Source organism: Hyalangium gracile (assembly GCF_020103725.1).
Lineage (GTDB): Bacteria > Myxococcota > Myxococcia > Myxococcales > Myxococcaceae > Hyalangium > Hyalangium gracile.
The window spans coordinates 25,131-38,254 of record NZ_JAHXBG010000023.1 but is presented as its reverse complement, the minus strand read 5'-3'; the positions used below and the strand labels follow the sequence as shown (position 1 = coordinate 38,254).

The following is a 13,124-nucleotide window of genomic DNA, read 5'->3' as shown; positions in this document are numbered from 1 at the left end:
TGCCCCCGCCCCGTCCTCCGTCGCTCATCCATTTCAGGAAGGTCCCTGAAGAGGAGGCCCTGCCGGGCGCGACTTGTCCGAACCGGTCTGCTTGTCATACCAGTTCGGTCCTGGTTCGGCCCGACAGGGGGCACTCACCGACCTACCAGAAGGGGTTCAGGGAGCGGGGCTCTTCGCCCGACGGGCCCGGTGGTAGTGGGCCACGCACAGGCCTCGGGCCAACACGGGCCGGCCGCAGCCCGGCTCGGCGCAGCGGGCAGGGTCCGGCAGCCGCTCCTCCTGCCGAGGCCCCACTCCGGCGAACATCAGCTCCGCCACCGTGAGCAGCCGGTCCACGTCCTCGCGGGACAGCTGCCGGGCGCGGATGAAGTGCACCAGCCGGTCGGCGCCCGTGTCGTCCTCCTCCTCCAGCCGGAACAGCTCGGAGGGGGGCAGCCCGAGCGCCGCGGCGACCTGGAGCAGCGTCTCGTAGCTGGGGCTGCGCTCGCCGCGCTCCAGCAGCGAGGCGAAGCTCACGGAGATGCCGCAGCGCGCGGCGAAGTCCTCCTGCGTCAGCCCTCGGCGCTCGCGCAGGGCGCGGATGCGGCGCGCGAGCCCCTGGAGGTGTCCGCTCGTGTCTGGGGCGTGCGTCGGGCCGGGCCGCATTCCGTTTCCTATGGTAGCGCACCCCATCTGTTAAGGTCGCGCTCATGAACGCCGTCGAGGAGACCAACTACTACTTCCGCAAGGCCGCCCGCATCATGGATGTGGGCACTCCCATCGAGACGTTGCTCGCCACACCCTTGCGCGAAGTGAAGGTGCAGGTCTCCATCGAGATGGACTCCGGGGAGATCCGCACCTTCACCGGCTACCGCATCCAGCACGACAACAGCCGCGGCCCCATGAAGGGCGGCCTGCGCTACCACGCGAAGCTCGATCAGCACGAGTGCGCCTCCATGGCCTCGCTGATGACGTGGAAGACGGCGGTGGCGCACCTGCCCTACGGCGGCGCCAAGGGCGGCATCACGTGCGATCCGTCCCAGCTCAGCCTCAAGGAGCTGGAGCGCCTGACGCGCAAGTACGTGGATCAGGTGCAGGACGTGATTGGCCCCACGCGGGACATCCTGGCGCCGGACGTCAACACCAACCCCCAGGTGATGGCGTGGATCATGGACCAGTACTCGCGCTACCACGGGCACTCGCCGGCGGTGGTGACGGGCAAGCCGCTGGAGCTGTACGGCTCCAAGGGCCGTGAGGCGGCCACCGGGCGCGGGCTGCTCTACATCTGCCGGGAGATCCTCCGGGACGTGCACCTGCCGATGAAGGGCACGCGCTTCTCCATCCAGGGCTTCGGCAACGTGGGCAGCCACATCGCGCGGCTGCTCTGGGAGGACGGGGCGGTGGTGGTGGCGGTGTCCGACGTGCTGGGCGGGGTGCGCAACCCGCAGGGGCTGGACATCCCCAACCTCTTCGAGCACGTGCAGCGCACCGGCACGGTGACGGGCTACGCCGGGGGCCAGGCCTGCTCCAACGAGGAGGTGCTGACGGCGGACTGCGAGGTGCTCATCCCCGCAGCGCTCGGCCACGTGCTCACCAAGGAGAACGCCACCGCCGTGCGGGCGCGGCTGGTCATCGAGGGCGCCAATGGCCCCACCACGCCCGAGGCGGACGAGCTGCTGGAGAAGCGCGGCATCCTCGTGGTGCCGGACATCCTGGCCAGCGTCGGCGGCGTCACCGTCAGCTACTTCGAGTGGGTGCAGAACCTCCAGCACATGTCGTGGGAAGAGGATCGGGTGAACGCCGAGCTGGAGCGCACCGTGAAGGAGAGCTACGAGCGGGTGACGCAGATTGCCCGCTCGCGCAAGGTGCCGCTGCGCACCGCGGCCTTCATCCTCGCCATCGGCCGGGTGGGCAAGGCCACGGTGATGCGCGGCATCTGACCGCGCTTCCATCCCCGCCCGGGTCACCTTGAGCGCGATGCGGAGAGCCCATGGCGGCCGAGCGGGGTGGAGCCCCCTCCGTGCGTGGCTCGCTGTGCCCGTGGCGCTGCTGCCCTGGATCAGCTGTGTTCACCCGGGAACACCCATGAGCTCCACCTGCCGCGAGCTCCCCACCGTGGAGGAGTGCCAGGCGGCCGCTCAGGCCATCACGCATGACTGCCTCAGGACGTGCGTGGAGCTGCAATGCTCGGGGGTCAAGATCAACTGCGGGAGCGCGGAGATCCAGAAGCTCTGCAAGGCGCAGAGCAGCGAGGGCATCGTCGCGCTGGGTTATGTCGTGAGGTTCTCCGATCGTCCCACCTCGTGTGACAACCCCTCGAGCGAGATCAACTGGTGTGAGCAGCCCGCTTCACGCGACTGCCGGGCCAAGGCCATGGTTCACGAGCTGGCGCACTCGTGCGGATGGCGCCACAACCAGGGACTTGGCGTGCCTGGGGATGATGGGAACCTGCCATGCGATTGAGTCTGTCTCCTCTGCTGGCCGCACTCTTCCTGGTGCTTGCAGGTTGCAAAGGCCTGCCCTTCTTCTCTCACGCCCCGACGAACACGAGCGACGCAGGGCAGAGCACTCGGACTGTCGATGGAGCGTTCAAGCGAGCCCGCCTGGAGCTGCAGGAGCCCTCCTATGACGGAGAGAGCCTCCGTGGCCGCCTGCTGCTCAGCCCCCTCGAGGCCGAGCTCCGCATCGACAAGCGCCTCATCGAGAGCATCGACCTGACGGTGGACTCCGTCGTGGCCTGCGATACAGGAGCCGCGCTCCCCTACGTCATCATGGACGTCCTGGCGCCAGCCCGCCGGGACGAGGACATCCTGCTTCTCGAGCCCGGCTTCTGGTACGGCAAGGAGGTCCGCATCCTTCTCTTCGCCGAGCACGCCACGCGGCAGCCGAGCCCTCAGTGCGTCGAAGCCGAGGTTGCGTACCATGCACTCGACGTCAGGAACGTCGCTCGGGTGCGCATCCGCGCCGAGCGATCCTCACCGCACTCTCCAGATGCGGGGGTTCCCACGGGTGGAGCTTCAGAGGGGCCCCCCAGGCCGGAGAGTCCATGAGGCTCAGGGGCGCGGCGCCTCCGGGCCTCGCAGCGGGAGCTCCACGGTGAAGGTGGAGCCCCGCTCGAGCTCGCTCTCCACACCGATGGCCCCTCCCAGCGCCCGGACGATCTGCCGGGTGATGTAGAGCCCCAGCCCCAGGCCTCCGTAGTGGCGATCCGACACCGCGCGCTCGAACTTCTCGAAGATGCGCGCCAGGTGCGGAGCGTCGATGCCAATCCCCTCGTCCCTCACCGTCAGCCGGGCGCGCTCCCCGTGCAGCTCCGCGCGCACGTGGATGGGCTTGCCCGGGCCGTACTTGAGGGCATTGGACAGCAGGTTCGTCACCACCTGCTCCAGCCTCAGGCGATCCCAGCGCCCCACCAGCGGCGCCTCCACGTACACCTGCAGCCTCCCTCCCGCTCGCTCCGCCTCCGCCTCGAACCGCGCGGAGACCTCGCGCACCAGACTCGCCAGGTCCACCTGATCGAGCTCCAGCCTCAGGCGTCCACCGCTGATGCGCGCCACGTCCAGCAGGTCGCTGATCAGGTCCGACAGGCGCCTCACCTGCCGGCGCATCCCATCCAGGTCTCTCCCCAGCCGCTGGGTCAGCTCCTCGCCCTGCTCGGAGCTCACCAGCCGCGCCATGACCTGGAGCTTGAGGCTCAACGGCGTGAGCGGCGTCTTCAGCTCATGGCTGGCGATGGAGAGGAAGTCGTCCCGCAGCTGCACGGCCTGCTGGGCCGTCTTGAGCAGCCGCACGTTCTGGATGGCCAGCCCCGCCCGGTCCGCCATCTCCTGCAGGAACTCCTGGTCCTCCACCGTATAGGGCCAGTCGGCTCGCCCGCGTGAGACGCCCAGCGTCCCGATGACGGCCCCCTGGGCCCGCAGCGGCACGATGAGCACGCTGTGCAGGCCATAGCGCTCCGTGAACGGGCGCGCCTCGGGAACCAGGGACTCGAGCAGCCCCTCCTGGGGAACTCGGGCCAGGAGTATGGGCTGGCCTGTCCTCACCACCCGCATGGCCGGCCCTCCCTCGTTGTCATAGGAGTCGTGCATCGTGGCCTTGAGCAGCCGCCGGGCCTCGGGCTCCGGGTGGTACGAGGCCACGATGTCGAGCACCTGCCGCTCCTCGTCCACCAGCGTCAGCACGCAGCACTCCCCCAGCGACTCGCTGGCCAGCCGCGCCAGATCCTCCAGCGCGGTGCTGAAGTCCGTCGAGGCCTGCGCCAGCGCCGTCGACGTGTCCGCCAGCGCCCTCAGCCGCTCCTCGGCACGCCGCTCCTGCTGGATGTCATAGAAGGCGATGACGCCCCCCGTGATGCGCCCCTCGTGGCGGATGGGTGCGCCCTCCACGCGGATCCACCCCTGGGTGCCGTCCCCTCGCTGGTAGAGGAAGCGCTCCGCCGGCACCGTCTCGCCCCGGAGCGCCCGCGCCAGCGGCCACTCGCTCCCGTCCACCCGCCGTCCATCCGGGTGGTAGCCCACCCACTCGCCATACTCCTCCACGCTCGGCGAATGGAGCACCGGGTGGCGCAGGATGCGCTCGACCTGCGCGTTGCCCAGGACGATGCGCCCGGTAGGAGCCTCCGCCAGCAGCACCCCGGCCGGGATGTTGTCCAGCACGGCCCGGAGCCGCGCGCGCTCCTCGCCCAGCTCCTTCACCAGCTGCTCACGGTCGCGCTGCGTCTTCTTGAGCTCGGTGATGTCCACCGTGACGCCCATCATCCCCACCGGGGTGGCGTCCTCCGCGTGGACCACCTGCCCGCGCGCCACCACCCAGCGAGTCCCTCCCTCGGGGGTGACGACGCGATACTCCGCGGAGTAGTCCTCCCCGCGGGAGATGGAGCGCCCCACCGCCTCCTCCATGGCGGAGCGATCCTCCGGGTGGATGCAGGCACGCAGCCGCTCGTACGACGACAGGTCCGCGTCCGACGGCAGCCCGAAGTTGGCCTTGCAGCCCTCGGAGACCGTGAGCCGCTGCGTCCGCAGATCCAGCTCCCAGTGCCCCAGGCCTCCCGCCTTGAGGACCAGCTTCAGCCGCTCCTGCTCCACGTCCCGCACCGTCCACTCCGCCGTCACGTCCTTGTAGGCGATCACCACGTGGCGGATCTCCCCCTCCTGCGTCTTCAGGGGGAAGCAGGTACAGGAGATGGCCGCCCGTCGCGCGTCCGGCACCTGGACGTGCCCCAGCTCCTTCGGGTCGTACCAGAAGACCGGCGTCTCCACCGTCTCCCCCTGGAAGGCCTGGCGAAACAGCGCGGCGACGCCCAGCCGCTCGAGCACCTCGTCCTCGAAGACGCTGTACGACGCGGGCGGCTCCCGGCCGAACATCGCCCGGTACGCAGGGTTGGTGAGCAGACAGTGCCCGTCCGCCGTGAAGAGGCTGTAGGGCACGGGCGAGTGAAGGAACAAGCCGTCGAGCAGCCCCACCGGATCGGCCAACTCCGCCAGCACTTCCTGGAGCGGCCCGGGGTGCTTCCGGTTGGCAGGACGCACGGAGGCCTCCGAACCGGTCATTCCGTCTTGAACTCGCACCATGGGCTCCTCGCTGAGGACGTGCATGACAGCGTGAGCCACGCCCTTCCCTGTCAGTAACACGGGCTGCACCGTGAACCCATCTGCCGAGGGGTCGTCCTGCTTGCATCTCCAACGTCCCGTACACGCCCTCCCCCTTTCCCACCCGCCCCGCATCCGCTATGGGGCCGGGCAATGGTGAAACTCCAGGACATCCTCGCCGCGCGAGAGCGCATCCGTGGCGCCATCCGTCCCACGCCCTGTGAGGCCTCGGACTACTTCACCGAGCGGACCGGCTGCTCGGCCATCTGGTTCAAGATGGAGAACCTGCAGCACACGGGCGCCTTCAAGGAGCGCGGCGCGCTCAACAAGCTGCTCACCCTGAGCGCCGAGGAGAAGGCACGGGGCGTCATCGCGGCCTCGGCGGGCAACCACGCGCAGGGGCTCGCCTACCACGCCCGCAAGCTGGGAGTGAAGGCCACCATCGTCATGCCCGAGCGCACCCCGCTCATCAAGGTGACGCGCACCCGCGACGAGTACGGCGCCCACGTCGTCCTCCAGGGCGCCAACTTCGACGAGGCCTACGCCGAGGCCCTGCGCATCCAGAAGGAGCAGAACCTCGTCTTCGTCCACCCCTTCAATGACGCGCAGGTCATCGCCGGCCAGGGCACCATCGGCCTGGAGCTGCTGGAGCAGACGCCCTTCATGGACATGGTGGTGGTGCCCATCGGCGGCGGCGGGCTCATCTCCGGCATCGCCTGCGCGCTCAAGGAGACCAACCCGCGCATCCAGGTGGTGGGCGTGCAGACGCAGGCGCTCGGAAGCATGAAGGCCTCGCTCCAGGCGGGGCACGTGGTGGAGCTGCCCGCGGGCGCCACCATCGCGGACGGCATCGCGGTGCGCAGGCCCGGCGAGCTCACCTTCTCCATGGTGCGCAAGTACGTGGACGACGTCGTCACCGTGGACGACGAGGAGATCTCCAACGCCATCCTGGTGATGCTGGAGCAGGAGAAGAGCGTGGTGGAGGGCGCCGGCGCGGTGGGCATCGCCGCGCTCATCAACAACCACATCCCGGCGGCCAACGACAAGAAGGTGGTCGTCCTGCTGGGCGGCGGCAACATCGACATGAACGTCATCAGCCGCATCATCGAGCGGGGCCTCGTGAAGGCCGGGCGCCTGGTGCGGCTGGAGGTGCGCATGCCGGATCGCCCCGGCATGCTCGCCGGCCTCACCTCGCAGATCGCCGAGCAGCGCGCCAACATCGTGGAGATCCACCACAACCGCGCCTTCTCCAAGGCGAGCCTGGGGGAAGTCATGGTGGAGGTGACGCTGGAGACCACCGGCCGTCCCCACATCCAGGAGCTGATCGACGCGCTCAGCCGCCAGGGCTGGCAGGTGGCCGAGGAGACGTAGCCCCAGGGGCCCTTCAACGCCGCACCGGGGCTCGGCCATACTGGGTGGGCATGAGCGCCCTCCTCCTCGCCCTCCTCCTCACCGCCTCGCCTCCTTCGGCCCAGAAGGCCCAGCAGCTCGCCAAGAGCAAGGCGTGGGAGGACCTGTACCTCACCTACTCCTCGGCGGACCCCAAGGGCTACCCGGAGGCCGAGCGCAAGGCCATCGCCGGGCCCCTGCTCAAGGGCTGCGAGGCGCTGGTGGGCAACGACGCGGTGATGGCGTACTCGCTGGGCGAGCGCGCCGTGGCCTTCGAGGAGACCGCGGGCGGACTGCGCTGCCTGGCTCGCGCGGCGCTCGCCACGGATCAGCGCGGCGCCGCCGAGGAGGCGCTGCGCAAGGGCCTGGCCACCTACCCCAAGGAGGGCGCCTTCGGCCTGGAGCTGGGCAAGCTGCTGCTCGCGGAGAAGGACGGAGCCGGCGCGGCGGAGGCGCTCGGCAAGGTGCCGCCCCGCTCTCCCCAGGCCGCCGAGGCGAAGAAGCTGATCCAGAAGGCCAGAAGCCTCTCCGCCGAGGACACCCAGGCGCGCGCCCAGGCCGAGAGCCTCGAGCGGCGCATGAGCGGCGAGGACGGCCCCTCCGGCGGCAGGTCGCGGCCCGCCATCGCCCGGGACGAGGGCGACACGCGCTCGGCCAGCCTCACCTACGAGTCCGGCGTGAGCTCGGACGGCATGCGCACCCGCTCCAACCGGCGCTTCGTGGTGAAGTACTTCAACAACAACCGCGACTTCGGCCAGCGCGCCGAGTACGAGGGCCGCGTCATCGCCACGCTGGAGGAGGCCTACGAGCACACCCGCGACATCCTCGGCGAGGCGCGCGAGTCCCCCGTGGACGTCATCCTCTATACCCGCGAGGAGTTCCGCACCCACCAGGGCGCCTCGCTGGCCCGCGCCGCCGCCGGCCTCTACTCGGACGGCGCCATGCGCATCAACGATGCCGCCGAGCTCACCCAGCAGACCAAGGCCACCCTCGTGCACGAGTACGTGCACTCCGCCGTGGACGACTTCTGCGGCGGCGCCGACCACCAGCTCCCTACCTGGCTCAACGAGGGCCTGGCCGAGTACGTCGAGTGGCGCTACCTCGGCGGCGACGGCCCGCCCGTCCTCATCGGCAACGCGCTGCGCAGCGCGGCGCGCGGCGGCAGGCTCCCCAGCCTCAAGAGCCTGGCCCAGGGCGCGCTCATCCAGAGCTCGGACCCCACCATGGCCTATGCCACCTCCGCCGTGGCCGTCCGCGAGCTGATGCGCCGGGGAGGGGCCCCTCGCCTGCTCGCCCTCATCCGCGAGGTGGGCCAGGGCACGCCCTTCGAGAAGGCGCTCCAGTCCCACTACGACATGGATGTGGCAAAGCTGGACGAGGAGGTGAAATCGGCCCTCTCCCACAGGTAGCGGCCGATCGAGCCATTCTGGTCCGTTTACCGGTTGATGAGACTCTCCTACACTCTCGCCTCCAAATTTGCGCTTCGGGCGTTATGGCGGGAACCTCGCACCGCTTACGCCTTACCCCCCGTAGCAAGGTGGACGGATGTCCGACACGCGCGCGGCGATGAGAGAGTTCCGCTTCCTCGATGAGAAGCGGAAGATGGGGAGCCTTTCCCCAGTAGAGGAGGCTCGCTGGAACGAGCTGCGTGGACTCCTGGGAGTCCAGGACGCGCCGATCCAGGAGCCCCCTCCGGCCGAGGCCTACCCTCAGCAGCCCCAGGGCTACTACGGCGCGGATGGCCAGTGGTACGCCTACCCCGCCGGCTACCCCCAGCAGCCCCAGGGCTACTACGGCACGGACGGCCAGTGGTACCCCTCCCCGGCGCCGGCCTATCCGCCTCAGCCCCAGGGCTACTACGGCGCGGATGGCCAGTGGTACGCCTACCCCGCTGGCTATCCCCAGCAGGGCTATGACCCGAACCAGGGCTATGCCCAGGGCTACGACCCGAACCAGGCGTACGCTCCCAACCCGGCCTACGGCGCCTATCCCGCCCAGGGCTACGACGCCAACCAGGCGCAGGGCTACGATCCGAATCAGGCGCAGGGCTACGATCCCAACCAGGCGCAGGGCTACGGCGCCTATCCCACCCAGGGCTACGACGCCAACCAGGGCTACGCCGCCACTCCGGGCTACGACGCCAACCAGGGCTACGCCGCCGAGCAGGGCTACGATCCGACCCAGGCCGCCTATGCCGCCCCGGGCTACGCGACCCAGGGCCAGCAGTCGCCGTACCCGGCGGACCCCAACCAGGCCTACGCCGCTGGCTACGAGCAGCCGTACTACCCGGAGCAGACTCCGGCGGAGCCGGCCTGGCCTGCTGCGTCCGAAGGAGCGTATGAGCAGCCGGCTCCCGCCGCCGCGCCGGAGACGGCCCAGCCCGCGGCGGAAGAGGTCGACTTCAGCTCGCTGAGCGGCTCGTCCGCCTGGAGCACTCCGCCCGAGACCGCTCCCGCTCCCGTCGAGGCTCTCTCCGGGGGCCAGGCCGAGCAGGACGCCGTGCCGCAGGCCGAGGCGGATGACGTCGTCGAGGTCTCCGCCGACGAAGTGACGGATGTGGAGAGCGTGGAGCCGGAGAGCGCTCCGGACTCCTCCTTCGCGGACCTGAACAGCGACGTCCAGGTGTCTCCGGCGCAGCCCGCGGAGGCTCCCGTCTCCGAGTTCCCAGCGGCCAGCATCGCGCCGGAGGCCCACCTCGAGGCCCAGCCCGCTCCCGAGAGCGATCTGCCCGAGCTCCCGGCCGAGGAGGCCGCGGACGCCATCGAGCTGGAGGCGGACGACGTCTCGCTGATCGAGCCCGACGCCGAGCCAGAGCCCGCGCCCTCGGCGCCCTTCGCGGAACAGTCGGCTCCCGCCCAGGCCGAGCCTCAGCCCGCCTCGGACGTCGTGCTGGAGACCTCCTTCTCCGAGATCGCCGAGGAGGCCGCTCCGCAGCCCGAGCCTCTGCCCGAGCCCCAAGCCGAGCCGCAGCCTCTCACGGCCATGCCGGTCGAGGAGCTGTCGCTGGACGATGTGCAGCCGGAGCCGCCTTCCGCTCCGACGCTCGAGACCGCGCTGCCCGAGAGCCAGCCGGAGCTCACCGCGGAGCCCCTCTCCTCCGAGACGGACTCCTGGAACTCCGCGCCGCTCGCCGTGGACACGGCGGCGGAGCCCGTGAGCCCCCAGCCTCAGCCGACGCTCGAGGCCGCGCCCGTGGCGGCCATGCCCGCCGAGCCTGTCTTCGAGGCCGCGGAGGAGATCTCCCTCACCTCCGAGGACATGTTCGACGACGCGGCATCGGCTCCTGCGGCGACCGCGCCCGCCCAGCCCGTCGCGCCGCCGGCGATGGAGCAGGACCAGTCGGCGGAGAGCCCCGACAGCACGCCGGTCTTCGAGGCGACTGCCATCGAGGAGGAGCCCCCCGCGCAGCCGCAGGCCTCCGCCAGCGCCGAGCAGCCGACGCTCGAGGTCTCCGAGTTCGAGATGGAGCTGGGCGCGGAGGTGTCTCCGCCCCCCGCCGCCGCTGCCGAGCAGGCCCCTGCTGCTCCCGCCGCGGCCCCCGTCCCGGAAGAGGCGCCCACCTTCGACGTGGCCGATCTCGGCGCCGAGGTCGAGCCCGAGCCCTCGGCACCGCCCCTCTCGGCCAGCATCGAGCCTCCGTCGCTCGAGCTCCGTCCGGTGCAGGTCGGGCCGGATCTCCAGGCGGACACCATCGAGCTCACCGAGGATGCCGTCGAGTCCTCGCAGCCCACCGCCAGCGCCAGCGAGGCATCGCCTCCCTGGGAGACGTCCGCTCCGCAGGAGGCCGCGGCGGAGGCTGCCCGCGCCCATGCTCCCCTCGAGGACGTGGACCTCTCCGGCAGCCCCGAGGAGGCCGTCCCGCTCGCGACCAACGCGGACCTCGTCCCGAGCGCGACCGAGGGCAGCGCGTGGGAGGCCTCGGGCAGATCGCTCGAGCTCTCTCCCGAGCCTTCGCAGGAGTCTGGCGGCGACGTCATCGAGCTCACGGAGGCCTCGGTCGAGGCCGGCCCGCCCGCCGCGGCCATGGTGAGCTACGAGACCTCGACGGACTGGGCCAGTCCCGAGGCCGGCAGCGAGCCGCCCGCCGCGAGCATGCAGGCCTCCACCAGCGAGGCCGCGCCCGCGACGGACTGGGCCGCTCCTTCCGAGGGCGCTCAGCCCGACTGGCTGGAGACATCTCGCTCCGCTCCTCCCACCACGGACATGGCGCCCGAGTGGGGCGCTCCGGCCCCCGCGCCGGAGAACCCCTGGGCCGAGCCTGGGTCTTCGGCTGCCTCCTCCGACTGGACCACCTCGCCCGAGGCGAACGCCACGCCCGAGTGGGGCGCCGCTCCCGACACGAGCGCCACGCCCGAGTGGGGCGCCGCGCCCGAGGCGAACGCCCCGCCGGAGTGGAGCGCCACGCCCGAGACGAGCACCACCTCCGACTGGAGCCCGACGCCTGAAGCCAGCGCGAGCACCGACTGGAGCCCGACGCCCGAGCCTCAGGCCACCCCCGAGTGGAGCGCGTCGGCGCAGGAAGAGGCTCAGCCGGTCCTCGAGGCGACTCCCGAGGAGCCGGGGCAGCCCTGGGAAGCGCAGCCCGAGCCCGCTGCCCAGGCCGAGTGGTCCGCCACGCCCGCCGAGGACACGAACTGGCAGGGCTCGCCGCCCCCGGCCCCGACGCAGGGCTGGGAGGCCACGCCCGTGGAGCCCGCGCAGGAGTGGTCCGCGCAGCCCGCCGAGGCGCCACCCGCGCCGCAGGAGCCCGAGCGCGCGGAGTGGGCCGAGCCCGAGCCCGAATGGATCAAGGATCCGCCCGCGCGTGACGTGTTCGGCGCCACCTCGGAGATCGCCAAGCTCTCCGCCGAGCAGGAGAACGAGTACGCGCCCCGCGACCAGTGGCCCGCGGGTCCCAGCCCCTTCGCCGCGCCGATGGACGATCTGGGCGCCGGTAGCCAGCAGCAGCACTACCCGGCGGACCTCACGGCCTTCGGCTCGCCGATGCAGAACCTCTCCGAGCCGGAACGGGGCATCGCCCGGAGCGCTCCTCCGCCGCCCGTCGAGGCCGCCGAGCCCGAGCCGAGCATCGACGTCAGCTTCGATGACGCGCCCCCGGCACCGCCCATCGAGGCCGCCGAGCCCGAGCCGAGCATCGACGTCAGCTTCGACGACGCGCCTCCGCCCCCGCCCCCCGCGGCGAGCGCCAGCGAGGAGCTGCCCGTCATGGACATCGGCGAGGTGGAGTTCACGGAGGAGGCCGCTCCGGCCCCCGTCCCGATGCCGCCTCCCAGCCCCGTGGCGGCGGTGGCCCTCCCGCCTCCCCCGCCGGCTCCGGCCCGGGCGCCCGTGGCCATCCCCAAGCCTCCGTCCGCGGCCGCCGTGCCGATGCCGCCTCCCGCGCCCGCAGCGGCTCGGGTGCCATCGTCCCCGGCCACGCACGCGGGCGCGGTGGTGGTGCCGCCACCGCCTCCTCCGACGGCCCGTCCGCCTGCCGTGGCCGTGCCCCTGCCCTCTCCGGGAGGCGCACGCCCCGCCCCGGGCATGCCGTCCATGAACGCCGCGGTCCCGCTGCCCCCGGCCGCGCCCCCGCCTCCGCCCGCTCGGGCCGCCGCGGCGGCTCCCGTGGCGCTGCCTCCTGCCCCTCCTCGCGCGGCGGCTCAGACCGAGGCCGCCATCGCCATCGAGGAGGCGCCGCTCTTCGAGCCGAAGGGTGCGCCCCTGGCGCCCTCGGAGGCGGGCCCACGCTCCTGCTTCGTGGAGGGCGAGCACCGCGTCATCATCCACACCGTGGAAGGCCAGGTGAAGCGCGGCATCATCCGCGACGTGGATCTCCTGGACGAGGCCATCGCGCTCGAGCAGCAGACCGGCTTCACCCCGGAGCGCATCCCCGGCAAGCGCGTGAAGGCCATCTTCTTCATGCTCCCGGCCGGTGCGCGCCTGCCGCAGGCCGCGGGGCAGAAGATCCGCGTCACCTTCAACGACGGCCGCCAGGTCGCGGGCTTCTCGCAGGACTTCAAGGACGGCGGCCAGGGCTTCTTCCTCATCCCGGCCGACAACCGCACCAACACCGCGCGGATCTTCGTCTACCGCTCCAGCGTCCAGGCCGTCGCCGAGGGCTAGCCCTCTTCAGGGAAGCCGAGTCAGGGGGCAGGCAGCGAAGGCAGGCTCCCCCTCCCTGTCGGCCGG

8 protein-coding genes are annotated in these 13,124 nt (G+C 71.4%); 6 read left to right on the top strand and 2 right to left on the bottom strand.

What is annotated here, in order from left to right; all coding sequences use genetic code 11:
• Window positions 1–156: 156 nt before the first annotated feature.
• Window positions 157–645 carry a helix-turn-helix domain-containing protein gene (locus KY572_RS35150; RefSeq protein ID WP_224248057.1) on the bottom strand — a complete coding sequence of 163 codons (489 nt, stop codon included), beginning with the start codon at window positions 643–645 and terminating at the stop codon, window positions 157–159.
• A gap of 44 nt (window positions 646–689) precedes the next feature.
• Between KY572_RS35150 and KY572_RS35145 the strand changes: the two genes are divergently transcribed.
• From KY572_RS35145 to KY572_RS35135, 3 genes are all read left to right on the top strand, one after another.
• Window positions 690–1,919 (top strand): Glu/Leu/Phe/Val family dehydrogenase, encoded by a 1,230-nt coding sequence (locus KY572_RS35145; RefSeq protein WP_224248056.1) that lies wholly within the window; start codon window positions 690–692, stop codon window positions 1,917–1,919.
• Between the two features lie 145 nt (window positions 1,920–2,064).
• A complete protein-coding gene (locus KY572_RS35140; protein ID WP_224248055.1) occupies window positions 2,065–2,442 on the top strand; it encodes a hypothetical protein in 378 nt (125 codons plus the stop codon).
• On the top strand, window positions 2,439–3,029 hold the full coding sequence (locus KY572_RS35135) for a hypothetical protein (protein WP_224248054.1): 591 nt from the start codon (window positions 2,439–2,441) through the stop codon (window positions 3,027–3,029). Before KY572_RS35140 ends, KY572_RS35135 begins: the two co-directional genes overlap by 4 nt.
• A 3-nt stretch (window positions 3,030–3,032) precedes the next feature.
• Here KY572_RS35135 and KY572_RS35130 read toward each other — a convergent pair whose 3' ends face one another.
• Entirely contained in the window at window positions 3,033–5,507 is a 2,475-nt protein-coding gene (locus KY572_RS35130; protein ID WP_224248053.1) for a PAS domain-containing sensor histidine kinase, read from the bottom strand.
• Window positions 5,508–5,720: 213 nt separating this feature from the next.
• Here KY572_RS35130 and KY572_RS35125 point away from each other — a divergent pair, with 213 nt between their 5' ends.
• The 3 genes from KY572_RS35125 (at window position 5,721) to KY572_RS35115 (ending at window position 13,058) form a co-directional block, all read left to right on the top strand.
• The gene (locus KY572_RS35125; protein WP_224248052.1) at window positions 5,721–6,938 is read left to right on the top strand and encodes a threonine ammonia-lyase; all 1,218 of its coding nucleotides are present in this window, start codon (window positions 5,721–5,723) and stop codon (window positions 6,936–6,938) included.
• 50 nt (window positions 6,939–6,988) lie between these two features.
• Complete coding sequence (locus KY572_RS35120; RefSeq protein WP_224248051.1) at window positions 6,989–8,365, top strand: peptidase MA family metallohydrolase; 1,377 nt, start codon at window positions 6,989–6,991, stop codon at window positions 8,363–8,365.
• A 136-nt stretch (window positions 8,366–8,501) separates the two neighbouring features.
• Window positions 8,502–13,058 carry a DUF6982 domain-containing protein gene (locus tag KY572_RS35115; RefSeq protein ID WP_224248050.1) on the top strand — a complete coding sequence of 1,519 codons (4,557 nt, stop codon included), beginning with the start codon at window positions 8,502–8,504 and terminating at the stop codon, window positions 13,056–13,058.
• The last annotated feature ends 66 nt before the right edge of the window (window positions 13,059–13,124 follow it).